Genomic DNA, 22,214 nt, shown 5'->3' with positions numbered 1-22,214 from the left:
GCTATCACTGAGATGACTCAAGATCTGGACAGACGAACTTAGGGAAGGAGAGGCCACAAGTCAATACGCTTCTGGCCTCTCCTAATTGAGGTAATCGAATCATCATCAGAAATAATGAATCATGACCCATTTCATACTAGCCCCGGCAAAATGCCAGGGAGCCAGGCAGTCACTTAAGTGGCTGAGCAAGCACCAACCGGAGCAGGAGTTCGGATCAACAGCGTGCACGCCAGTAAAGAGATGGCTGCTGGTAGCACCCAGGCAAGCCCCTGCCCGGCCAATGGTAGCGCATCAAAAAATTTAAGTGCCAACCACTGGGGGGCGAGCGCAAACTCACCATGAATGGTTCTGAGCCCATCGCACAGGCTAAACAGTGCGGTTACGGACAGGACAATCTTATAGGTCATGGCCGGACGCACCAGCTTAGGTCGTACAAAGGTCAAAAACACCAGAGCTATCGCCACCGGGTAGCAGAACACCAACACAGGGAAAGAGAGCTTGATCAGCTGGGTCAGGCCAACATTAGCCACCACCATGCAGCTTACCCCCAATAGCAAAACCCACTTGCGATAGCTAAAGAGTTTAAGCTGTTGATGCAAAAAGTCAGAGATCGCCGAAATAAGACCCACCGAGGTGGTCAAACAGGCCAGCATGATAATCCCAGCCAGGATCATCAATCCCGGTTGACCAAACAGGGAAACGACATAGGCAGAGATAATATCCGCACCATTATTGGCATGGGCCAGCAATCCGCCACTGGTCGCCCCGAGATAAAACAAAGAGACATAGACAAAGATCAAACCACAGGCCGAGATGATTCCGGCACAGGCGAGGTACTTAAACAGCTTGAGTCCATCCTTGATCCCGCGCTGCTTGAGTACATCGATAATCAACATGCCAAACATCAGTGAGGCCAGGGTATCCATGGTGTTATACCCCTGCAGGAACCCGGTAAAAAATGGATGACTGATATAATCCCCCGTAGCCGGTGGTGTCGTCCCCTGAGGCGCAATAATCACCGCACAGGCCAACACCAGCAGCAGCAGGATCAGCACCGGAGTCAACACCTTACCGACCGCATCCAGCAGCTTACCCTGAGTCAGGGCCAGCAGCATGGAGATCCCAAAAAAGCCGACGGTAAAAATAAGCAGGGCCAAGGCACCCGGGTGACTCAGAAAAGGTCGAACCCCGATCTCATAGGCAACCAACCCGGTGCGGGGTGTACCAAACAGCGGACCGATAATCAGGTTCAGGGCAACCCCAAACATCAGAGCGATCCGGGCCGGAAGCAGCCGGGTCATCACCGGTAAGCCACCACCGGCAAAGGCAACCGCAAGGATCCCCAGTAGCGGCAGGCCAACACCCGTGATCAAAAAACCAAACATGGCAGGAGTCATCTGCCCACCCGCCATAAAACCAGCCTTAGGTGGGAAAATAATATTTCCGGCCCCCAGGAAAAACGCAAAGGTCATAAATCCCAGTCCGAAAATATCAAATAGTTTTAGTTTTTGGCTCACAGTACATCCTCACAAATTACTTGTGCCTGTCTGAGGCTGCTATTAATTTTTTTATTAGCCAGCCGAATTCACACGAATTACATCTTTAGGTAAAAATCGCGGGTTAAAGCGATGAACTGCTCACTATAGAGACCATCGGCCTGGTGTACCAATATTTTTTTTATTATCAAAGGCTGAGATTGACGAGCTAATAATAATAAAATTCGGGTGGGTAATTTACCCTCGCGAGTAATTACTTCACAACGCTCAATAATATGAAGATTATTCGCCTCTGCTGCTTCAAACCAATTTTTTTCACATTCCGCAGGAATGATGAGAGCAAGCTTTCCCTCGGGCGCAAGCAGTCGCTGTGCAGCCAGGCACAACTCATCTTCTCCCAGGGTCACCGTTTGCCGGGCATGGCGACGGGCATGATTATCCATCCTGTGCTGATAGGGGTAGTAGGGCGGATTCGAGACGATGAGGTCAAAGGGGACTGCGCTGAACTTTTGAATCGACTGATGATGGATCTGAACCCTTGAGCCCCAGGGGGAGCGGCAAACATTCTCTGCGGCCTGGCTTGCAGCATCCACATCCAGCTCTACTCCCTCTATCAGGCAGGAGTCCGGACTGCGCTGAGCCAGCATCAGAGCGATCAGCCCACAGCCAGTCCCTATATCCAGAGCCCGAGACACCCTGGCTAAGGGAGCCCAGCTTCCCAGCAAAATACCATCGGTCCCGATCTTCATACCACAGCGATCATGTTCCAGATGAAAACGCTTAAAGCTAAAGCCGCTTCGCTTCATGGCAACCTCAAAAATCCTTCATTTTATGCAAAACCTTTAAGTTGTACAGTTTGCAGCGAGATCTCTCTATAATGAGCCATCAATCAACTAATTTTGTACTGCAGAACAGGAAAATAGATGTCATTTGAAAACTTCGATCTCGACGAGAACTTGCTAAGGGCACTGGAGCAGCTCAACTTTGCACGCCCCACCACCATCCAGAAGATGGTTCTGCCCGAGGCGATGGACGGCCGGGATATCATGGCATCTGCCCCGACCGGTACCGGAAAAACCGCGGCCTTCCTCCTGCCTGCATTGCAACACATGCTGGACTTCCCGCGTCGTCAGCCCGGGCCTCCCCGAGTTCTGGTTCTGACCCCAACCCGCGAGCTGGCGATGCAGATCGAGGAGCAGGCAAAAGCCCTGAGCCAGTTCTGCAAACTCAACTGCGGGGTGATCACAGGTGGTGTCGACCATGCTGAGCAGCGTCCACTGCTGGAGAAGAACCTGGATCTGCTGATCGCAACCCCGGGGCGATTGATGGAGTACATGGATGAGGAGAGTTTCGACAGCCGCGCCGTCGAGATCCTGATCCTGGATGAAGCCGACCGCATGCTGGATATGGGCTTTAGTAAAGAGGTTCACCGCATCGCAGGTGAATGTCGCTGGCGCCGCCAAAGCATGCTGTTCTCCGCTACCCTGGAGGGAGAAGGGCTGCAGAGATTTTGTGAAGAGCTGCTCACTGAACCGGCCGAGCTCAATGCTGAACCACCCAAGCGGGAGCGGGGAAAAATCCATCAGTGGATCCATCTGGCCGATCATGCCGAACACAAGTTTGCCCTGCTCACCCACCTGCTACGCCTGGATCCTGAGCATCGCAGCATCGTCTTTGTCAAAACCCGTGAGCGCTTACATCAGCTGGTAGGGCAACTGACCCAGGCTGGCCTGGAGTGCACCTACCTACGGGGCGAGATGGATCAGAAAAAGCGTAATGAATCCCTCACCAAGTTCCGTGAAAAGCGCAGCAATATCCTGGTGGCTACCGATGTTGCGGCCCGGGGTCTGGATATCCCGGATGTGACCCATGTGATCAACTATGATCTCCCCTGGAGTGCCGATGTCTACCTGCACCGGATCGGCCGCACCGCCCGCGCCGGTGCCAAGGGATCCGCGATCAGCCTGGTGGAGGCCCATGACATAGAGATCCTGGGTAAAATTGAGCGCTATATGCAGCACCCGATGAAGCGCCGCACCATCGCCGAGCTACCGCCAAAACATAGAGAGGCGCGCCCCCCGAAAAAGGCCAAGAAGAGTAAGATGCCAAAGAAGGGTAAAGGAGCCAAGGGAATAGCCAAAAAGCAGCGTAAGAAGTCTCAGAAACCTTCAAAGAAAGCCAGCAGCTGACAGAGCTAAAACCCCACCGATAGCTGTTGGCTAGCGGTGGGCCTTATGAAGCATGAGTCGCAAAGAGTAACTCCTCCTTACCCTCACCTTATTAACCAGTACCGCATAGCTCAAATACCTTAACCTCCCACCTCTACCATGAAGTATTTGAGCTATGGGCGAAGTTATACTAATCACGAAAGAAAAGTGATCGGATTGCCCTGATAATCCATGAGCCATTTGCGCCACGCAGCAAGTACATCCTGTATGCTCGATGCCAGCGGCTACCTTCCTGGTAACCCCTTCCTGTTCGCGGTCCATCGCTCTCGCTTCGTTACTTAGCAACTTCGCCCATGCTGCCAACGGGCTAAATGGCTCACAGCTTATCCAAGTTGGAGTGAACAACACACTGATCACTTAATCATCTGGCTTGGTATAACACCATCTCTGGTTATCGTTGCATTCGCATATCCATATACATCGGCACCCCCGACGGGGTTTGCTGCTGTGCCGCAAATCAGGAACATCAGCATAAGCGGTAAAGACCATGACGCTTAGCGGCACTAAAGTAATCCACTGACCATTGCTCGCAACTGCTCGGGCCACACCCCTACCTGAACCTCACCAATATGCTGTTTCTGCAGCAGTAGCATGGTAAGACGAGACTGACCGATTCCACCGCCGATCGTCAGCGGCATCTTGCTGGCCATCAACTTTTGGTGCCAGGGCTGCTCCTGACGCTGTAGCTCACCACTTATCTCTAGCTGGCGCTTCAGAGACTCGGGATCGACCCGGATCCCCATCGATGAGAGCTCAATCACATCATCAAGCTGAGGGCTCCACACCAAGATATCACCGTTGAGCCCTCGCTTGCCCTCTGAGCACAGGCTACTCCAGTCATCATAATCCGGTGCCCGAACATCATGGGGCTGGCCATCTTTCAGCCGGTCTCCGATCCCTATCAGGAATACGGCTCCCAATTCACGAGTGATCGCCCGCTCCCGCTCTTTAGGGCTGAGGGTCGGGTAACTTTCAAGCAGCTCCTCGCTGTGAATAAAATGAATGCTCTCGGCAAGCTGGCTGTCCAGCCCATACTCGCCACAAACAGCCCGTTCTGTGCTCTTGATCGCCTGCCAGATCTTTTGCACACAGGCCTTGAGGTACTCTGTATCCCGGAATTCCCGGCTGATCACCTGCTCCCAATCCCACTGATCGACATAGACAGAGTGGATCGGACTCAGTGCCTCTTCGTCAGGCCTGAGTGCTTTCATGTGAGCATAGATCCCCTCGCCACACTCAAAGCCATAGCGGCCCAACATCAAACGCTTCCACTTTGCCAGAGACTGTACCACCTCATAACTCTGCTCAGGCATGGTTCGAAGACAGACCTGAACCGGCTGCTCCCAGCCACTGAGATTATCCTGCACCCCATCCCCAACCTGGCTCAAAAGTGGCGCTTCGACCCGGGTTAAACCAAGCTGGTTTGCCAACTGCGCTGAGAAATAATCTTTTACAAAACTTATCTGTTGCTGGGTGCGGATATACTGCTTTTTCATGAATGAACCTGCCATCTTTAAACTGATTGTTTGGCGATTCTTCAACAAAGAACACATTCAATTCAATATCCATCAATAAAAATAGCAAGCACACCTTTAAATCATCAATCAATAATGGTAGTAAATAATTAATCGTTAATAGTAGAGCAAAAAAATGACGGATAATTATCGAATCGATAATCTGGATAAACAGATCCTCACCGCCCTGATGGACAATGCCCGTACCCCCTATGCAGAGCTTGCCAAGCGCTTTGAGGTAAGCCCGGGAACCATCCATGTCCGGGTCGAAAAGATGAAACAGGCGGGTTTTATCGAGGGAACCCGGGTCCAGATCAACCCCAAGCGTCTGGGCTATGATGTGTGCTGCTTTATCGGGATCAACCTCAAAAGTGCCGGGGACTACCCCTCGGCGCTGGCACAGCTCGAAAAGCTAAGCGAAGTGGTGGAGGCCTACTACACCACTGGTACCTACAGCATCTTTATCAAGCTGATGGTCCGTTCCATCGACGATCTACAGCAGGTGCTGATCCACAAGATCCAGAGCATCCCAGAGGTTCAATCCACCGAGACCCTGATCTCTTTGCAAAACCCGATTCACCGTGAGGTTCAGCCCTGAGGCTGAACCCCTGATAACCTAGTGTACCCATGCAAATGGGTTTTCTGACACTTAATTAGCACACAAAAAGAATGATTCGAAAAAATTTTCCTTACCGGAAAAGCCAGGCATAGCTAAAAAATAGAAGCCAAGACTGCACAACAAACAAATTCAGATTCAAATCAAAGACATAGACCGTTAGTCGTTGCTCGAACCCTCCTCCACTCCCCTTTCTTAACCCGCATCACCGACAGGATTTCACGTCTCAAATAACCTATATTGGGCAGTCTCAGAGTTGACTCAGCCATAAAACAAAACTTAGTATACGAAGCTCTTACAAGGATGAAGGATCAAAAACAGATGAAAGCCCCCTCAAAACTAATTCGCTTACTAAAGATATCTTTTGGCAATGCTCTTGAGTGGTATGACTTCTGTTTGTTTGGTTATTTTGCTGCAACCATAGGCCAGGTGTTTTTTCACAGCCAGAGCCAATTAAGTAACCTGCTACTCGCCTTCGCAACCTTTGCGGTGGGTATGATCGCCCGCCCCATCGGAGGCGCCCTGTTTGGCTACTTTGGTGATCGCATTGGCCGCCACTTTGCGATGAACCTGTCGATTATCCTGATGGGAGGTGCCAGCGTACTGATGGCCTTTCTGCCAGGCTACGCCAGCATTGGGATTTTTGCCCCTGTACTGCTGGTATTGCTCAGGGTAGTTCAGGGGTTATCCGCGGGAGGTCAGTGGGGAAACCTACTGGTCATTACCGCCGAAGATAAAAAATTGAAAAATACCGGCTACTACAGCGGAGTGGCTTACGCCGTCTCTATGGTCGGTTTTTTGCTGGCGGCGGGGATCAGCTACCTAGTGATCAATTTCGTCCCGGCTCATGAGAGTGGTTATATCTGGCGTATTCCTTTTTTAGTGGGTGGATTACTGCTGGTGCTGCATCTCTACCTGGCCAAAGAGCATGCAGCCGAAGAGAAAAAGCGTCCAACAGCCCCCAAAACCAGCAACAGCTACAAACTGATCTGGCAAAAACATAAGCTGGCCTTCAGCCTGGTTGTTCTGATCAGCGCCCTGATGGGCACAACCTTCTACATGGCCTTCACCTACCTGGTGACCTTTGTGGTGCAATATAGCCACCTGAGCATGAGCGACTCCCTGCTGATCAATACAGTTGGAGTCCTGTCTGCCTGCATCCTGGTCCCCTGGTTCGGTTATCTCTCCGATTACTTTGGGCGGCGCCAGCTATTGATCGCAGGGGTTCTCGCTAACCTTGCACTGCTTTACCCAGCATTCCAGCTGCTAATGTCTGGATCACTACTAGGTGTCGGCACTGGAGTGATGATCTACACTATTCTGGCCTGCTGGATTGGTGGAGTTGCCACCCCTCTTTGTTCAGAGCTATTCCCCCGGGAGGTTCGAGCCAGCGGCTGCTGTACCAGCTATGGGATCGGCATGGCTATCTGTGGTTTCAGCCCGATGATCGCCACCCAATTAACCAGCATAGATCCAAGCTATCTCAACTACCTGATGCTAAGTACCTTGTTAATCGGTTTAATTTCAGCGCTGGCGATTCCCCTGGTAGGGCGCCCTCTTCCACAACCTCTGAGAACTCTCGCGACCCGGCAGCAAACCCTGGCAATCGGAAGATAGCAAGAATCGGGGCTCGCTATTCGAGCCCCAACCAACCGAAGCAGAAAGAGAAAAACCAGCCTAATTCAAGACCTCATGACTCAGAAATTTTCTGGACGATAAACTCCAGAAACAGTTTCACCTTCAGGGGAAGGTAGTGGCGATCCGGGTAAAGAGCATACAGAAAGCGCTCCCTGAGGCTGCCGTTAAAGCAGGTGTAGTCCCCTAATACTGGCATAATCTCGCCGCTACTTAGCTCAGGCTGGGCGATCCAGCGGGGCATCATGGCGATCCCGGCACCATCCTTCACTGCGTTGACTATGGCTATCCCGCTGTTCGAAGCCAGCCGACCCGACACTCTCACCTCCCGGACCTCCTGCCCCTTCCTAAAGAGCCAAAGATCGGTGTTCACCGATTTAGCCAGAATACAGTGATACTCAAGCAGCTCCTCCGGAGTCCGGGGTTGTCCATTGCGGGCCAGGTATGCGGGGCTGGCCCCCACCAGGATCCCGTGATCTACCGGCAGTTTCCTGGCAATCAGTGATGAATCCTCCATGCTGTCATAGCGAATCGCCAGATCCACATCCTGCTCAACCAGATTCACCCTGTCATTATTGATGTTCAGATCGACCCGAATATCCGGATACAGCATCAGGAATTCACCAATATGAGGCGAGATATACAGGCTCGCAAACTCACCGCTGACATTGAGCTTAAGCTGTCCCTTAGGTTGATTTTTATGCTGCATCAAAGAGTGGTGGATCTCGTCTAGCTCATCCAGAAGACGGGTGACCCTTTGATAATAGAGGGTACCGGCTTCCGTCAGGCTCAGGTGGTGGGTGGTTCTATGCAGCAAGCGAACTTCAAGCTCCTCCTCGATGGCACTGACCTGCCGGGAGACCGAAGAGGGGGAAAGATTCAGCTGACGTCCCGCCTGAGAAAAGCTCCCGGCCCTGGCCGCCACGACAAACACCTTCATCCGGTTAATCTCTTTCATCATCCCCTCTGTTATGCAAAATATGCAAAAGCAATATCAAATTATAGGCCATTCCATTGATTTATGAATAGGCTATTCTTTACCCAGAGATTCAGACACAGGGTATTAATCATGAAAAACACACTTCTCGAAAAGTATGGTCCATGGGCCTTGGTAACCGGCGGCACCTCAGGCATAGGAGCGGCGTTGGCTGAGGAGCTGGCAAAAGCCGGAATCAACCTGCTACTCGCTGCAAGAAACCAGCAAAAGCTGGAGCAACAGGCTCAGTCACTGACAAGTCGCCACAGCATCGAAGTGGCCACCATCTCTGTGGATCTGAGTCAAAAAGATGCGTACCGGGAGCTCATTGATAAATCTGAAGGTTACGAGATTGGCCTGTTTATCCCATCCGCAGCCCTGGAGAATAATGGCAAATTCACCCAGATAGCGGCGGAGGATGAGCTCAGGCTACTGCAGCTTAATGTCATCAGTGTGTATGCCCTGACTCATCATTTTGCCAGGAAGATGCAGGAGAGAAAAAAAGGCGGGATCCTGCTGATCACCAGTCTGTCGGGCATTATGCCAAGCCCCTATTTTGCAAACTACGCCGGCTCCAAGGCCTATGTGCAGAACCTGGGTTACTCACTGAACTGGGAACTAAAGCGCTATAACATTGATGTTTCCGTACTCACTCCGGGTCCAACCTCGACCCCCATGCTGGAGGGAACCGGTGTCGACTTTGCGAAAACACCCATGTCGATCATGAGCCCCCAAAGCGTTGCAAAAATAGCCCTTAAGGGACTGGGACGCAAGGTGGTCATAGTTCCCGGGCTCAAAAACCGGATCATGGCCTTCATGCTCAAGTATCTCATCAGCACCAGGGCGGCGATCGCGATGAACGGAAAAATGATGGAAAAGGTTGCCAGCTTCCATAAATAGCCAGCCTGTTGAGGCAGGGGGATCGTCCCAAAAGACGACTCCCTAAGATAGGGGGAAACATATCACCCCGAATCCAACTGCATGAAACCACAAGGCTGGTCGCTTGAAGCTGCCAGCCTTGAGTCACAAAAACGCGCTCATCTTAGCTCTTCGCGTTTAAACACCGGCTGATCCGCTGTCGACTCCTCCGGAGCATAGTAATAGCCGGCGACATCAAAATTCTGGATCTCCTCGACCCGGGTAATTCGATTCTCAATGATATAGCGGGCCATCAATCCCCGGGCCTTCTTGGCGTAGAAGCTGATGATCTTATATTGGCCATTTTTGCAATCTTTAAAGACGGGAGAGACCACTCGCCCATCAAGCAGTTTTGGCTTGACCGCCTTAAAGTACTCATTAGATGCAAGATTTACCAGCAAGGGTGCCCCTAGCTCGGCAAACACCTCGTTGAGCTTTTCGGTGAGCTGGCTCCCCCAGAATTGATAGAGATCTTTACCTGCCGGATTTTCCAGCTTGCATCCCATCTCCAGTCGATAGGGCAGCATGATATCCAGGGGACGGAGCAAGCCATACAGACCAGACAATATCCGCAGATGGCGCTGGGCAAAATCAAGATCCAGGGTCGTCAGGCTCTGAGCATCCAGCCCGGTATAAACATCTCCCTTGAAAGCCTGAATCGCCTGGCGCCCCTCCCCCAGAGAGTAATCTTTATGCCATTGGCCAAAGCGGGCCATATTGAGCGCCGCCAGCTTGTCACTGATCTTCATCAGCTTGGCGACATCCTGGGCCGAGAGGGTACGGCACACCTCGATCAGCTCCTGCGACTTATCAAGAAGCTCAGGGCGAGTGTACTCCTGAGTCATCAGCGGGGATTCATAATCCAGCGTCTTGGCCGGAGATAACAGCATTAACATGAGGGTTCGATTTCCTATATCCAGCGACTAGTACATCATTTCAGAGCATTAGATCTGTATTGCCTTAACGATCGCTTCACGGGCGCCTGAAATATCATTTAGCCCGTTGCCAGCATGGATGCCGGCGTCGAGCATACATGGGTAAGTTGCTTTTTAGCAACGCACACGAAGCAGGAAGCTGGGCAGGAAAAGAATCCCATGACGGAGATTCGGATTCACTGCGTGGCCTTACATGATATTCAGGCAACGACAAACCACTTGAAACGCTCTACTAGCCACCAGCATAACCGAATCAAGATCCCGGATGCCACCTGCAGAACCAAATCTGAAACGTCAACCGAGTTTGGATGTAACTAAAATCAACACCCAACCGCCAAGCCCGCATCCTTTATCCAACACTCATCACAAATGCACAACCTGGTGTATTAAATGTTTGCTCGCTCAATTCGGGCAAATTACACTCAAAAATCCGCTCAATATTCATAAAAATATATCTAATCCAAAACATATTTCGAATCACCCTGAGCATGGTGAACATCAAACATTGGAGTGTCTGATTTATGGAGCAATCGCTGAATCCACAGGATAGATTCAGATCCACCCGGGGAACCACGGGTGTCATCTACTTCTGCCAATTCTTCTGGGCCATGTCTTTTTACGGCCTCTGGTCACTGCTGCCCATCTACCTCAATAAGAGCTTGCACATGGATGAAGAGCTGTCCTTTGCAATCTTTGGAGGATATGCCGCCCTAGGAGCCGCCCTGCTGTTTGTCGGGGCTGGATGGCTGACAAACTAATGGGAGCCAGACGCACCCTTACTCTTGGGTTCAGCTTTCAATGCCTGGGCTACTTTTTTATCGCCTACTCCGCACTGAGTGGCTCCTACATCTATCTCTATGCCGGGTTGGGCTTTGTGGTGATCGGTCGGGCCATAGGCAACACAGCCCCACCTATCATCCTCTCCAGTGTCTATAAAGATAAGGATTCACGGCTCGACAGCGCCTTTACATATCTCTACATGATCAACAATATCGGCGCATTCCTGGCACAACTGGTTGCCCCCATCATCTATAAACTGTTTGGTGCTCCCACCGCCTTCGCCCTGAGCGGGATCGGCATGGCGATCAACGTCATCGGCTTTGTGATGATGCGTAAGCTAACCCGCCAGGCCGGAACCGAAGCCGACCACAGGCATATATCCAGCGTCCGCATGGCAGGTTACACCCTGGGCGCCCTGGTGGCGGTAGCGATCAGCAGTTATCTGCTCAAGCACCTGACCATTACCCACTACCTGATGGGGATCGCCGCGGTGGTGATTCTGGTGATGATCATCCGGGTACTGCTCAAAGAGAGCGTCAAAACCCGGATCCATATGCTAGTTGGATTAATATTGATGGTGCAGGCCTATCTGTTCTTTATTCTCTACAACCAGATGCCAACCTCGCTGAACTTCTTTGCGCTGCACAATATCGAACCGTCGATCTTTGGGATTGCGGTTCCGGCTGCATCCTTCCAGGCCTTTAATCCCTTCTGGATCATTGTGTTAAGTCCGGTATTAGCCTCCTTCTACAACTACCTGGACAATCGTGGCAAAGATCCTTCCATGCCCGCCAAGTTTGCCTTCGGCATGTTTTTCTGTGCCATCGCCTTTGGGATGGCCGGAGTTTCACGATTCTTTGCCGATGAACAGGGGATGCTCAGCTCCTTCTGGATTGGTGGCCCTCACCTGTTTTTTGCGATCGGTGAGCTTCTGATCAGCGCCCTCGGCCAGTCGATGATCGCCAAGCTGTTCCCACGCCACATTCGAGGCTTTAGTTTTGGAGCATGGAATATGACCCTGGCGCTGGCCTCGGTCAGTGGTGCCTGGGTCGCCTCATTTTCGGCAACCTCAGAAACGGCTGGAGAGGTAACAACCCCACTTGAGACCCTCAGCCACTACAGCCATTATTTCCTGTATATGGCACTGGCGACCTTGGTGATCTGCGTGCTGTGCGCCCTGTTTGCGCCTAAGCTGGCCCGGATGATTGATGACGAGCCCGAATCAGGGAAGGAGCTTCAGACAGCTGAGCCCGCCTAAGATCTGGATCAAAAAAAGCAGAGGGTCTCCCCTCTGCTTAGTGAGTATTAATCCAAGACTACAAAAACATCAGGACGATTAAATATCCACCGTTACATTATCCAGCATCCCCGAGTCCAGATCCTTATCTCCGCTGAGCTTGATCATCAATCTGAGATCATTGGGTGAGTCCGCATGAGCCAGCGCTTCACTGTAGTTGATATGCCCATGCTGATAGAGATCAAACAGCGCCTGATCAAAGGTCTGCATCCCCTGCTCCCGGGAGCGAGTCATCACATCCTTGAGCTTGTGCATCTCCCCTTTACGCAGTAGATCCGAAACCAGCGGGGTGTTGAGCAGGATCTCAAACGCGGCAACCCGCCCCTCGCCATCGTTTCTTGGTAACAGCTGCTGAGCCACTACCGCCTTGAGGTTAAAGGAGAGATCAAACAATAGCTGCCGGTGCTTCTCTTCGGCAACCAGGTGCATGATACGATCCATCGCCTGGTTTGCGTTGTTAGCGTGCAGGGTCGCCATACACAGGTGTCCTGTCTCGGCAAATGCCAGCGCATACTCCATGGTCTCCTGAGAGCGGATCTCACCGATCAGGATCACATTGGGGGCCTGGCGCAGTGAGTTTTTCAGAGCAATATCAAAAGAATCGGTATCCAGGCCAACCTCTCGCTGGGTGATGATGGAGCGGTTATGCTCGTGGACGAATTCGATCGGGTCCTCGATGGTCAGGATATGCCCATCCATGTGCTGGTTTCGATAGCCAAGCATCGCCGCCTGGGTGGTCGACTTACCGGCACCGGTCGCCCCGACAAACAGGACCAGGCCTCGGATCGTCATGGTGACATCCTGCAAAATCCTAGGCAGAGCCAGCTCCTCAAAGGTTGGTATATTCATCTCGATGCGCCGGAGCACCATGCCCGGATTATCTTTTTGCCAGAAGGCACTGACACGAAAACGTCCGATATTGTCACGAGACAGGGCAAAGTTGGCTTCCTTCTTTGCACAATACTCATCATATCGATCTTCGCTCATCGCCTCGCATACCAAAGAGAGAGTCTCATCATAGTTAAGCTTATGATCGCACAGAGGCTGCAGACGTCCGTTAACCTTGGCATTTGGCTCTATCCCGACTGAAATATAGAGATCTGAGCTCTTGAGCTTGCTCATGGTCTCCAGCAGATGGTCAAGTGACAACGCTTGCATAGCTCTCTCCTTAGATTGAGGTAGGATCGACCGCCTTGGATTTCGCATCTTGCTGAGACACGATACTGCGCATCACCAGCTCCTTGAGACACTGATCCATGGTCTGCATTCCATGGCTCATTCCGGTCTGGATCACCGAGTACATCTGGGCAATCTTATCTTCACGAATCAGGTTTCGGACCGCCGGGATCCCGATCATGATCTCATGGGCCGCGACTCGCCCACCGCCAATTCGCTTGAGCAGGGTCTGGGAGATAACCGCCCGCAACGACTCGGAAAGCATCGAGCGCACCATGGATTTCTCCGCCGCCGGGAATACATCCACTACACGGTCAATGGTCTTAGCCGCCGAGGAGGTATGCAAGGTGCCGAAAACCAGGTGACCGGTTTCGGCTGCCGTCAAGGCCAAACGAATGGTTTCGAGATCACGAAGCTCACCTACCAGGATGATGTCGGGGTCTTCACGCAACGCCGAACGCAAAGCGGCATTGAAGCTCAGGGTATCGCGGAACACCTCACGCTGGTTGATAAGACACTTCTTATTTTCATGAACAAATTCGATGGGATCTTCAATGGTCAGGATATGGTCATATTTATTTTCATTGATATGATCAATCATCGCCGCCAGGGTGGTGGACTTACCCGAGCCGGTCGGCCCGGTCACCAGCACCAGTCCACGGGGTAATTCGGAAATCTCTTTGAAGATATCCGGAGCCGCTAAAGCCTCCAGAGTCAGAACTTCACTGGGGATGGTACGAAATGCTGCCGCAACCCCGCGCGCTTGGTGAAAGGCATTGACACGAAAACGCGCCAGGTTCGGCACCTCAAACGAGAAGTCGACCTCGAGGTTCTCTTCGAGCTCTTTTCGCTGGCGATCGTTCATGATGTCATAAATAAGTGAGTGGACCTCACGGTGGTCCATCGCTGGCAGGTTGATTTTACGCACATCCCCGTCGACACGAATCAGGGGGGAACTCCGGCAGATAGATGTAGATCTGACGCGTTATGTTTTACACTAAAGCCCAGTAACTCTGTAATATCCATATTGTTACCCTTATTCCCTTTTATCCTTTAAAGATCAGTATATGTGTGAAATCAAACAGTGCCTGCAACAAGTTCAGGCCCGTATCGACAGCGCAGCCACCACAGCAGGGCGCCCAACACATCAGATCCAGTTGTTGGCTGTCAGCAAAACCAAGCCTCTGGCAGCCGTCAAGGCGGCGATTGAGGCTGGTCAAACCCGCTTTGGCGAAAACTATGTGCAAGAGGGGATCGAAAAGATCCAGGCTCTTGCAGATGATCCTCAGTTTACTCAAAAGATTGAGTGGTACTTCATCGGCCCACTGCAATCCAACAAAACTCGTCCGGTCGCAGAGCACTTTGACTGGGTTCAGAGTGTTGACCGCTACAAAATCGCGACCCGACTCTCGGAACAACGCCCCCCGACACTTGCTCCACTCAACATCTGCCTTCAAGTAAATATTAGTGGAGAACCCAGCAAGTCAGGAACTAGTCTTGAACAATTAGCTGAACTCGCCGCCGAAGTCAGCCAGCTCCCCAATCTCAAACTACGTGGTCTGATGGCAATTCCTGAGAATACTCAGGACCAGCAGCAGCTTGCCAAACAGATGGAGGCACTCCATCAGGCCTATCTTGAGCTCCAGCAACAAGATCCGGATATAGATACCCTTTCGATCGGCATGTCTTCAGATCTAGAGCTTGCTATTAATCATGGTAGCACCATGGTCCGGATTGGAACCGCTATTTTTGGTGCACGCAACTATTCAACCAAGGCCTGAGCTATGCAACACAGAAAAATCGCCTTCATCGGCGCCGGAAATATGAGCCGCAGCATCATCAGTGGCCTGATTGAAACCGGCTACCCGGCCTCTCATATCCTGGCCTGCAACCCAACCGATGGAAAACTTCAGGATCTCAAGCGAACCTTTGGAGTGAACACCAGTCAAAGCAATGCAGAAGCCCTGAGCTTTGCCCAAGTGGTGATCCTGGCGGTCAAGCCCCAACTGATGGCCGGAATGCTGGAAACACTGCAGCAGCAATCACAGTTCGGTGAAGAGCAACTGGTGATCTCGATTGCCGCCGGCATTCGCCTGGAGAGACTCCAGGAGATGCTCAGGGGCCATCAGCGGGTGATCCGAACCATGCCGAACACCCCCTCACAGCTAGGCATGGGGGTCACAGGCCTTTACGCAGCCCCCGAAGTGGCCGGTTCCGATCGCGCGTTTTGTCAGGCACTGCTAAACTGCGTGGGCGAAACCCTGTGGACTCAGGATGAGGAGCAGTTAAATGGCGTCATCGCAGCCGCTGGCAGTGCGCCGGCTTATTTTTTTCTGATGATGGAAGCGATGATCGATCATGCCAGGAGCCTGGGTTTCAACGAACAAGAGGCCCGAATGATGGTCCAGCAGACCGCCCTGGGCGCCGCCGAAATGGCGAGGCAAAACCCGGAGGTTTCACTGGCTGAGCTAAGAGCGCAAGTGACCTCCAGGGGAGGTGCAACCGCCTGTGCCATCGACAGCTTTGAACAGCACAACTTCAGACAGGGCGTGGCGAATGCGATGAATGCAGCAATCGCCCGCGCCAGCGAAATGGAACAACAGTTTTAACTTTACCCAGAGGAAACCCTAAATGAGTGCACTGTCATTCCTGATTGAGAGCATTGTGACTCTCTATCTCTATGTGGTAATTCTGCGCTTCTGGCTGCAGCTGGCCCGGGCCGATTTCTATAACCCGGTCAGCCAGTTTGTGGTCAAGCTCACCAATCCGATCCTGGCACCGATGCGCAAGGTGATCCCATCCCCCGCCCGCATCGATACCCCTGCGATCATTTTGGCGTTTGTCGTCTCGCTGATATTCGTCCTGTTACGCCTCAACTTTGAGTGGCAACAGATAGGGGTGATCTGGGTGCAGATCGGCATGCTGGCGGTCCTCACCATGATCAAAAAAGCCGGGGTACTGCTGTGCTGGCTGCTGATCATCCAGGCAATCATGAGCTGGGTCAGCCAGGGACGTAACCCGATCGAATTTCTGCTCTATCAGCTGACAGAACCCTTCCTGGGGCCGATCCGCCGCATCATCCCCCCCATTGGTGGGCTGGATCTGTCGCTGCTGGTACTGTTTTTGATCCTGCAGGCGCTGAATATCCTGTTTGCGACCCATATCTTCAGCTGGGGCTATCTGTGACCCAGGCTGTTCGTCACATCGGCCAGGGGCTGCAGATATCCATCTATGTGCAGCCCCGGGCCAGCCGTGACCAATGGATGGGCGAGCATGGCGACGCCCTCAAACTCGCCATTACCGCCCCACCGGTCGATGGCAAAGCAAACCAATACCTGATCCGCTTTTTAGCCAAACAGTTTGGCGTCCCCAAACAAAGAGTCAGTCTGCTGCGTGGACAATCCAGCCGTTACAAACAGTTCTCTATCAGTGATCCAACCCGGCTCCCCGATGAACTCGCCCAATGGCTGACTCAATGACATCTCAGCAAGGAGTAACTATGCAAACTTTGGTACTTGCCACCGGCAACCCAAAAAAGGTCGGCGAGCTTGCCGAGCGCCTCTCGGCCCTCAATGTCGAGGTTCTGCCCCAGAGCCAGTTTGATGTGGACTCGGTCCCGGAAACCGGCACCACCTTCGTGGAGAATGCCATCATCAAGGCTCGCCATGCGGCTCGGATCACCGGCCTTCCTGCGATCGCCGATGACTCAGGAATCGAGGTTGATGCGCTCAAGGGGCAGCCCGGGATCTACTCCTCTCGTTACGCCGGTGAAGCAGCCAGCGATCAGGATAATATCGACAAGATGCTTGCGGCACTCCAAGGGGTTCCACAGCCGGAGCGTAAAGCCCGCTTCCGCTGTGTGCTGGTCTGCATGCGCCACGCCGATGATCCAACACCGCTTATCTGTTGTGGTTCATGGGAAGGCGAGATCCTCACTCAAATGCAGGGAGAGAATGGTTTTGGTTACGATCCTATCTTCAAGCCTCTGCAGGGGAAGCAAAGCGCGGCCGAGTTAACCAAAGAGCAGAAGCTTGCCGTTAGCCACCGAGGCGAAGCGCTACGTAAGCTATCCCAGGAGCTGGCTCAGTTCCTGGCCCTTGAGGATTAACCCCCTATGAGTTCAGCCCAACCCCTGGCTCTACCTCCTTTGAGTCTATACGTGCATATCCCCTGGTGTGTACGCAAGTGCCCCTACTGTGACTTTAACTCCCATGCCCAGAAAGAGGCATTGCCCGAGAAAGCCTATGTGGATGCACTGCTCGCCGATCTCCGACAAGATCTACCTATGGCCGAAGGGCGTGGTTTGCACTCCATCTTCATCGGTGGGGGAACCCCCAGCCTGTTCTCTCCCGATGCGATCACCCGGCTGCTTGATGGGATCAATCAACAGCTCACCATCAGCGATAAAACCGAGATCACCATGGAGGCTAACCCGGGAACCACAGAGGCTGAACGCTTTATCGGTTACCGTAAGGCCGGAGTTAATCGCCTGTCGATTGGCATCCAGAGCTTTGATGAGAAAAAACTACAGGCACTGGGTAGGATCCACTCCCCGGGACAGGCGATCACCGCCGCCAACCAGGCGCGGGAGTGTTTCGATGAGCTCAACCTGGATCTGATGCATGGTCTGCCGGATCAGTCTCCCGGGCAGGCACTCGATGATCTCAGACAGGCCCTGGCCCTGACACCAACTCATCTGTCCTGGTACCAACTCACCATCGAGCCCCAGACCCAGTTCTGGTTTAAGCCTCCCACCCTGCCCGATGAGGATGCCCTGTGTGATATTGAGGAGCAGGGCAAAGAGCTACTGGCTGAACATGGTTTTACTCAGTATGAGATCTCCGCCTATGCCAAACAGGGTCATCAGTGTCGCCACAACCTCAATTACTGGCGCTTTGGTGACTACCTGGGGATCGGCTGTGGGGCGCACGGCAAGCTAACCCTGCCAGAGCAAAATCGGGTGATCCGCACCAGTAAGATCAAGCACCCCAAGGGCTATCTGGACCCCCAGCGCTCCTTCACCGACTCGAGTTGGCAGATAGAGCCCGAAGAGCTGGCGATCGAATACTTCATGAATCGGCTGCGGTTGTTCGAGGCGATCCCAAAACAGGAGTACTTGGCCTTTACCGGCCAGTCACTGGATAAAGTCAAACAGCCCTTTACAAAAGCAATCGAGGAGGGCCTGCTCGAGGAGGGTGCTGAACACTGGCGGTTGACCACCCGGGGTCAGCGTTATCTGAACAGACTGCTGGGGCTTTTAATCGAAGAGTAGTCAACTCATCCGCAAGGCCTCACACCAGAGGCCTATTGCCAGGTGTGGCCAGCTAAAGACTCCCGCCTCTGATAAGAGACTTTTCCATCCGGATCGCACTGCAAAGGTCCGTATAGTAATAAGGGAGCCGGGCAAACTCCAGGTAGCCGGAATCCAGGTACAACTTCTGGGCACCATAGTTCGCCTGATGAACCTCCAGTCGAATATTGTGAGCTCCCCATGACAGGGCCTGCTGCTCCAGAGCATTCAGCAAGCTTTGGCCAACGCCCATTCGCTGAAAAGGCAGATCAACCGCCAAAGCGTACACCCTGGCAATTTTGCTGTTACATCGCCTGAGCACCACCCCATATCCCAGGATCTGCTCTGCCTGAGCGGCCACCAGCACGGTTGCGCTCTGGCTACGCTGCAGGTAACGAAACTGGCGAAGCCCGATCCGCTCCAGCAAAAAACAGCGCTGCTCGATCTCCTCCAGCTGCTTCGCTTCTTCAATCCGACAAGGGCGGATCTCACAATCCATCAGATACAAACCTATAACTCTTAAAAGCTAACCTCAGCATATTTCAGTCGCTCCAGCCTGTATAGGCTCTCTTTGCAATCGCACGAAGCCGATGGACTCGAAATGCCACTGCTAATATATAGGTAGAGTCAATCATCAAGGCTGCTTATGCGGTACATCATCCTTGCCTTGTCTATTTTCATGGCTGTTTCCATCTGCCGGGCAACCTCTCCGACTATGGAGATCCGTTACCCCAAACCTTTCACCCAGGAAGATCTCCGCTCACGCTATTTTGTCGAACTACTGCAGCAGGCCCTGGAGAGAACCAGGGGTGAATATGGAGAGTTTAAGCTGATACCCTCCAAACGGGTGATGAAACAGAGCCGTGCCGTTCGCATGCTGGAGGTCGGTGAAGAGATCGATGTGATGTGGAGTATGACCTCACTCAAGCGTGAATCTCAGCTAAGAGCCATCTACTTTCCGACCCTCAAGGGTCTACTGGGTCACAGGGTATTTCTAATCTCCGGGGAAAGACAGCCTGTGTTCGATAAGATTAGGACCCTGGATGAGTTGAAAAAGCTCCGTGGTATTCAGGGACATGACTGGCCCGATACCACGATTTTAAAGGATAGCGGACTCAATATTTTTGCCGGCACCAACTACAACAATATGTTCACCCTGGTCTCAATAGGGCGAATCGATTACTTTCCCAGGGGGGTGACCGAGATCTATGCCGAGCTTGAAGGGCATCCTGAGCAGGATCTGGCCATAGAAAGCCAGCTGTTATTGCGCTACCCGGCGCCACACTATTTCTTTGTCTACAAAGAGAACTCTCTGCTGGCCGAACGCATCGCCCATGGCCTGGAGCTGATGAGAAAAGATGGGAGTTTTGATCGGTTATTCTACTCAAGTCCGGATATCGCCCTGGCCCTTAAAAAACTCAAGCTGCAAAAGCGCCGGACTTTTGATCTGGAAAACCTGCTGTTATCCGAAAAGAGTCAACAACTGCTGGGGCAAAAAGAGCTGTGGAAGATAGCCCCTGTTCAACCATAGATGCAGCAGCTATTTTACTTTGAGCTCAACAGCCCTCTTCGGAGTAGACCTTAAAAGACCGAGCGGCCGAAACGCTCGGCAAAACGTTCCAAAAGAGCGGTGCCGGCCAGGGAGTTACCGCTCTCATTGAGGGCAGGTGACCAGACCGCCACGCACATCTCTCCCGGGATCACCGCAATGATCCCACCACCGACCCCTGATTTTCCGGGCATCCCCACCCGATAGGCAAAGTCACCCGCTTCATCATAGAGGCCACAGGTGGTCAGCAGGGCATTGAGCCGTTTGGTGGTTCGAGGCTCCAGCAGAGGGATCTCACTATTGAGTGGCAGCCCCTTGTTGGCAAGGTAGAGAAAGGTCTTTGCCAGATCGCAACAGCTCATCCGAATGGCACAGGCATTAAAATAACTGCGCAGTACGGCATCCACATTGTTGTGAAAATTACCGTAAGATTTCATCAGGTATGCGATCGCCGCATTACGCGAAGAGTGCATATATTCGGAGCGGGCCACCACTGGATCCGCCACTATATGCTGGTTTGCAGACAGATGACGAGTCAGCTCCAGGGTCCGCTGCTTGGGAGCCGCGAGCCGGCTTTGCAGCAGGTCGCTTACTACAAGTGCACCGGCATTGATAAAGGGGTTACGCGGGATCCCGTGTTCAAACTCAAGCTGAACCAGGGAATTAAACGCCTGCCCCGAAGGCTCCTTGCCAACCCGCTGCCAGATCTCATCCTCCTCATAGAGAGTGAGGGCCAGAGTCAGGCTTAACACCTTGGAGATACTCTGGATCGAGAAGGCCTCCCCGGCATCACCGGCACAGATCAGCTCACCATCGACGGTACAAACAGCGATGCCCAGACGATCTCTGGGTACAGAGCCCAGTGCCGGAATATAATCCGCCACCTTACCCTTGCCAGTTAAAGGGCAAACCTCCTCCACCAGCTGCTCTAACTGATTTTTGGTTGGCATCATCGCTTTTCTCCCGCAGCAAAAGAGATCTGCCTCCCTCCTGGAAGCAGATCATTTATCCTATGACTCAGATCGTTTTGAAGATCAGATCCCAAACGCCGTGACCACGATTATGCCCACGCTGTTCAAACTTGGTCAGGGGACGCCAGTCGGGGCGTTCGACATAGTCAGCCTCAGCGGTGTTCTGGTAGCCAGGAGCTGCATTCATCACCTCCAGCATATGCTCGGCATAATTTTCCCAGTCGGTTGCCATGTGAAAAGTGCCTCCAGCTTTCAAAGAGCGCTGCAGCATGGCTACAAACTCAGGTTGCACAATCCGTCGCTTATGGTGGCGCTTCTTATGCCATGGGTCCGGGAAAAACAGCTGAACTGTGTCCAGACAATGCTCAGGAAGCATATCCTCGAGTACCTCAACCGCATCGTGACAGAGCACACGCAGATTGCTGACACCGGCTTCATCGGCCGCCATCATACAAGTTGCGACCCCCGGGCGATGGACCTCAATCCCGATAAAGTTTTTATCCGGAGCATTTTTTGCCATCTCGACCAGTGAAGCGCCCATGCCAAAACCAATCTCCAGAACCAGAGGCGCCTCATTGGCGAACAGCTGCTGAGGATCAACCCGTGAGCTTGAAAAATCAACGCCATAAACAGACCAGAGCTCATCCAGAGCCCGCTGCTGGCCGGTGGTGAGTCGCCCTTCACGGCGAACAAAACTGCGAACTTTTCTCAGGTATTTTCCGTCGGCATCGTATTCCGGCTTGGTCACTTCGGTCATGGTTATATCGTCTAGCAAATGAACAACAAAGAAGGGGCATTATCCAGAGTTGGCGGCCCCAGGCAAGAGGATTTTA

At 52.6% G+C, this 22,214-nt stretch carries 22 protein-coding genes and 1 pseudogene; 13 read left to right on the top strand and 10 right to left on the bottom strand.

Annotated elements, in window-relative coordinates:
- Nucleotides 1–173: 173 nt before the first annotated feature.
- Nucleotides 174–1,472, bottom strand: a complete 1,299-nt coding sequence (gene brnQ / locus DB847_RS02870; RefSeq protein WP_234418578.1) for a branched-chain amino acid transport system II carrier protein — start codon at nt 1,470–1,472, stop codon at nt 174–176.
- A 122-nt stretch (nt 1,473–1,594) separates the two neighbouring features.
- Entirely contained in the window at nt 1,595–2,302 is a 708-nt protein-coding gene (locus DB847_RS02865; RefSeq protein WP_108649357.1) for a tRNA1(Val) (adenine(37)-N6)-methyltransferase, read from the bottom strand.
- A gap of 117 nt (nt 2,303–2,419) precedes the next feature.
- Between DB847_RS02865 and srmB the strand changes: the two genes are divergently transcribed.
- Entirely contained in the window at nt 2,420–3,685 is a 1,266-nt protein-coding gene (gene srmB, locus DB847_RS02860; RefSeq protein WP_108649356.1) for an ATP-dependent RNA helicase SrmB, read from the top strand.
- 542 nt (nt 3,686–4,227) lie between these two features.
- On the opposite strand, the gene asnA is transcribed toward srmB, so the two are convergent.
- Nucleotides 4,228–5,220, bottom strand: coding sequence for an aspartate--ammonia ligase (gene asnA / locus DB847_RS02855; protein WP_108649355.1), 993 nt, complete (start codon nt 5,218–5,220; stop codon nt 4,228–4,230).
- Nucleotides 5,221–5,374: 154 nt separating this feature from the next.
- Here asnA and asnC point away from each other — a divergent pair, with 154 nt between their 5' ends.
- A complete protein-coding gene (gene asnC / locus DB847_RS02850) occupies nt 5,375–5,836 on the top strand; it encodes a transcriptional regulator AsnC (protein ID WP_108649354.1) in 462 nt (153 codons plus the stop codon).
- Nucleotides 5,837–6,175: 339 nt separating this feature from the next.
- Complete coding sequence (locus DB847_RS02845; protein ID WP_159084352.1) at nt 6,176–7,471, top strand: MFS transporter; 1,296 nt, start codon at nt 6,176–6,178, stop codon at nt 7,469–7,471.
- A 73-nt stretch (nt 7,472–7,544) separates the two neighbouring features.
- On the opposite strand, the gene DB847_RS02840 is transcribed toward DB847_RS02845, so the two are convergent.
- Nucleotides 7,545–8,447 carry a LysR family transcriptional regulator gene (locus DB847_RS02840; protein ID WP_159084351.1) on the bottom strand — a complete coding sequence of 301 codons (903 nt, stop codon included), beginning with the start codon at nt 8,445–8,447 and terminating at the stop codon, nt 7,545–7,547.
- 111 nt (nt 8,448–8,558) lie between these two features.
- On the opposite strand from DB847_RS02840, the gene DB847_RS02835 reads away from it, so the two are divergent.
- The gene (locus tag DB847_RS02835; RefSeq protein ID WP_159084350.1) at nt 8,559–9,365 is read left to right on the top strand and encodes an SDR family NAD(P)-dependent oxidoreductase; all 807 of its coding nucleotides are present in this window, start codon (nt 8,559–8,561) and stop codon (nt 9,363–9,365) included.
- 137 nt (nt 9,366–9,502) lie between these two features.
- Here DB847_RS02835 and yaaA read toward each other — a convergent pair whose 3' ends face one another.
- Entirely contained in the window at nt 9,503–10,279 is a 777-nt protein-coding gene (yaaA, locus tag DB847_RS02830; protein WP_108649350.1) for a peroxide stress protein YaaA, read from the bottom strand.
- Between the two features lie 560 nt (nt 10,280–10,839).
- Between yaaA and DB847_RS24675 the strand changes: the two genes are divergently transcribed.
- Both DB847_RS24675 and DB847_RS02825 read left to right on the top strand, forming a co-directional pair.
- Nucleotides 10,840–11,076 (top strand): hypothetical protein, encoded by a 237-nt coding sequence (locus tag DB847_RS24675; RefSeq protein WP_199911693.1) that lies wholly within the window; start codon nt 10,840–10,842, stop codon nt 11,074–11,076.
- A complete protein-coding gene (locus tag DB847_RS02825; protein ID WP_199911692.1) occupies nt 11,061–12,356 on the top strand; it encodes an oligopeptide:H+ symporter in 1,296 nt (431 codons plus the stop codon). Before DB847_RS24675 ends, DB847_RS02825 begins: the two co-directional genes overlap by 16 nt.
- 78 nt (nt 12,357–12,434) lie before the next feature.
- Here the strand turns inward: DB847_RS02825 and DB847_RS02820 are convergent, their stop codons facing one another.
- A complete protein-coding gene (locus DB847_RS02820) occupies nt 12,435–13,544 on the bottom strand; it encodes a PilT/PilU family type 4a pilus ATPase (RefSeq protein ID WP_108652893.1) in 1,110 nt (369 codons plus the stop codon).
- Nucleotides 13,545–13,563: 19 nt separating this feature from the next.
- Nucleotides 13,564–14,597: pseudogene (locus DB847_RS02815) on the bottom strand (type IV pilus twitching motility protein PilT).
- Nucleotides 14,598–14,638: 41 nt separating this feature from the next.
- Here DB847_RS02815 and DB847_RS02810 point away from each other — a divergent pair.
- The 6 genes from DB847_RS02810 to hemW are packed head-to-tail and all read left to right on the top strand — an operon-like array spanning nt 14,639 to nt 18,843.
- Entirely contained in the window at nt 14,639–15,352 is a 714-nt protein-coding gene (locus DB847_RS02810) for a YggS family pyridoxal phosphate-dependent enzyme (RefSeq protein ID WP_108649348.1), read from the top strand.
- Between the two features lie 3 nt (nt 15,353–15,355).
- Nucleotides 15,356–16,180 carry a pyrroline-5-carboxylate reductase gene (gene proC / locus DB847_RS02805; RefSeq protein ID WP_108649347.1) on the top strand — a complete coding sequence of 275 codons (825 nt, stop codon included), beginning with the start codon at nt 15,356–15,358 and terminating at the stop codon, nt 16,178–16,180.
- Nucleotides 16,181–16,202: 22 nt separating this feature from the next.
- On the top strand, nt 16,203–16,757 hold the full coding sequence (locus DB847_RS02800) for a YggT family protein (protein ID WP_108649346.1): 555 nt from the start codon (nt 16,203–16,205) through the stop codon (nt 16,755–16,757).
- The gene (locus DB847_RS02795) at nt 16,754–17,050 is read left to right on the top strand and encodes a DUF167 family protein (RefSeq protein ID WP_108649345.1); all 297 of its coding nucleotides are present in this window, start codon (nt 16,754–16,756) and stop codon (nt 17,048–17,050) included. Before DB847_RS02800 ends, DB847_RS02795 begins: the two co-directional genes overlap by 4 nt.
- 20 nt (nt 17,051–17,070) lie before the next feature.
- The gene (gene rdgB / locus DB847_RS02790; RefSeq protein ID WP_108649344.1) at nt 17,071–17,679 is read left to right on the top strand and encodes an RdgB/HAM1 family non-canonical purine NTP pyrophosphatase; all 609 of its coding nucleotides are present in this window, start codon (nt 17,071–17,073) and stop codon (nt 17,677–17,679) included.
- A 6-nt stretch (nt 17,680–17,685) separates the two neighbouring features.
- Nucleotides 17,686–18,843 carry a radical SAM family heme chaperone HemW gene (hemW, locus tag DB847_RS02785; RefSeq protein ID WP_108649343.1) on the top strand — a complete coding sequence of 386 codons (1,158 nt, stop codon included), beginning with the start codon at nt 17,686–17,688 and terminating at the stop codon, nt 18,841–18,843.
- A 52-nt stretch (nt 18,844–18,895) separates the two neighbouring features.
- On the opposite strand, the gene DB847_RS02780 is transcribed toward hemW, so the two are convergent.
- Nucleotides 18,896–19,360 carry a GNAT family N-acetyltransferase gene (locus DB847_RS02780; protein WP_159084349.1) on the bottom strand — a complete coding sequence of 155 codons (465 nt, stop codon included), beginning with the start codon at nt 19,358–19,360 and terminating at the stop codon, nt 18,896–18,898.
- 147 nt (nt 19,361–19,507) lie between these two features.
- Here DB847_RS02780 and DB847_RS02775 point away from each other — a divergent pair, with 147 nt between their 5' ends.
- Entirely contained in the window at nt 19,508–20,392 is an 885-nt protein-coding gene (locus DB847_RS02775) for a substrate-binding periplasmic protein (RefSeq protein WP_108649341.1), read from the top strand.
- A gap of 50 nt (nt 20,393–20,442) precedes the next feature.
- Here DB847_RS02775 and glsB read toward each other — a convergent pair whose 3' ends face one another.
- Both glsB and trmB read right to left on the bottom strand, forming a co-directional pair.
- Complete coding sequence (glsB, locus tag DB847_RS02770) at nt 20,443–21,363, bottom strand: glutaminase B (protein ID WP_108649340.1); 921 nt, start codon at nt 21,361–21,363, stop codon at nt 20,443–20,445.
- A 64-nt stretch (nt 21,364–21,427) separates the two neighbouring features.
- Entirely contained in the window at nt 21,428–22,138 is a 711-nt protein-coding gene (trmB, locus tag DB847_RS02765) for a tRNA (guanosine(46)-N7)-methyltransferase TrmB (protein ID WP_108649339.1), read from the bottom strand.
- Nucleotides 22,139–22,214 lie beyond the last annotated feature (76 nt).

This window comes from Dongshaea marina, assembly GCF_003072645.1.
Lineage (GTDB): Bacteria > Pseudomonadota > Gammaproteobacteria > Enterobacterales > Aeromonadaceae > Dongshaea > Dongshaea marina.
This window is presented reverse-complemented; position numbering and strand designations above follow the sequence as displayed.

Coding starts and splice junctions, on each gene's coding strand:
- brnQ (WP_234418578.1), bottom strand. CDS start 1,472: ATGACCTTTGCGTTTTTCCTGGGGGCCGGAAATATTATTTTCCCACCT.
- DB847_RS02865 (WP_108649357.1), bottom strand. CDS start 2,302: ATGAAGCGAAGCGGCTTTAGCTTTAAGCGTTTTCATCTGGAACATGAT.
- srmB (WP_108649356.1), top strand. CDS start 2,420: ATGTCATTTGAAAACTTCGATCTCGACGAGAACTTGCTAAGGGCACTG.
- asnA (WP_108649355.1), bottom strand. CDS start 5,220: ATGAAAAAGCAGTATATCCGCACCCAGCAACAGATAAGTTTTGTAAAA.
- asnC (WP_108649354.1), top strand. CDS start 5,375: ATGACGGATAATTATCGAATCGATAATCTGGATAAACAGATCCTCACC.
- DB847_RS02845 (WP_159084352.1), top strand. CDS start 6,176: ATGAAAGCCCCCTCAAAACTAATTCGCTTACTAAAGATATCTTTTGGC.
- DB847_RS02840 (WP_159084351.1), bottom strand. CDS start 8,447: ATGAAAGAGATTAACCGGATGAAGGTGTTTGTCGTGGCGGCCAGGGCC.
- DB847_RS02835 (WP_159084350.1), top strand. CDS start 8,559: ATGAAAAACACACTTCTCGAAAAGTATGGTCCATGGGCCTTGGTAACC.
- yaaA (WP_108649350.1), bottom strand. CDS start 10,279: ATGTTAATGCTGTTATCTCCGGCCAAGACGCTGGATTATGAATCCCCG.
- DB847_RS24675 (WP_199911693.1), top strand. CDS start 10,840: ATGGAGCAATCGCTGAATCCACAGGATAGATTCAGATCCACCCGGGGA.
- DB847_RS02825 (WP_199911692.1), top strand. CDS start 11,061: ATGGCTGACAAACTAATGGGAGCCAGACGCACCCTTACTCTTGGGTTC.
- DB847_RS02810 (WP_108649348.1), top strand. CDS start 14,639: ATGTGTGAAATCAAACAGTGCCTGCAACAAGTTCAGGCCCGTATCGAC.
- proC (WP_108649347.1), top strand. CDS start 15,356: ATGCAACACAGAAAAATCGCCTTCATCGGCGCCGGAAATATGAGCCGC.
- DB847_RS02800 (WP_108649346.1), top strand. CDS start 16,203: ATGAGTGCACTGTCATTCCTGATTGAGAGCATTGTGACTCTCTATCTC.
- rdgB (WP_108649344.1), top strand. CDS start 17,071: ATGCAAACTTTGGTACTTGCCACCGGCAACCCAAAAAAGGTCGGCGAG.
- hemW (WP_108649343.1), top strand. CDS start 17,686: ATGAGTTCAGCCCAACCCCTGGCTCTACCTCCTTTGAGTCTATACGTG.
- DB847_RS02780 (WP_159084349.1), bottom strand. CDS start 19,360: ATGGATTGTGAGATCCGCCCTTGTCGGATTGAAGAAGCGAAGCAGCTG.
- DB847_RS02775 (WP_108649341.1), top strand. CDS start 19,508: ATGCGGTACATCATCCTTGCCTTGTCTATTTTCATGGCTGTTTCCATC.
- glsB (WP_108649340.1), bottom strand. CDS start 21,363: ATGATGCCAACCAAAAATCAGTTAGAGCAGCTGGTGGAGGAGGTTTGC.
- trmB (WP_108649339.1), bottom strand. CDS start 22,138: ATGACCGAAGTGACCAAGCCGGAATACGATGCCGACGGAAAATACCTG.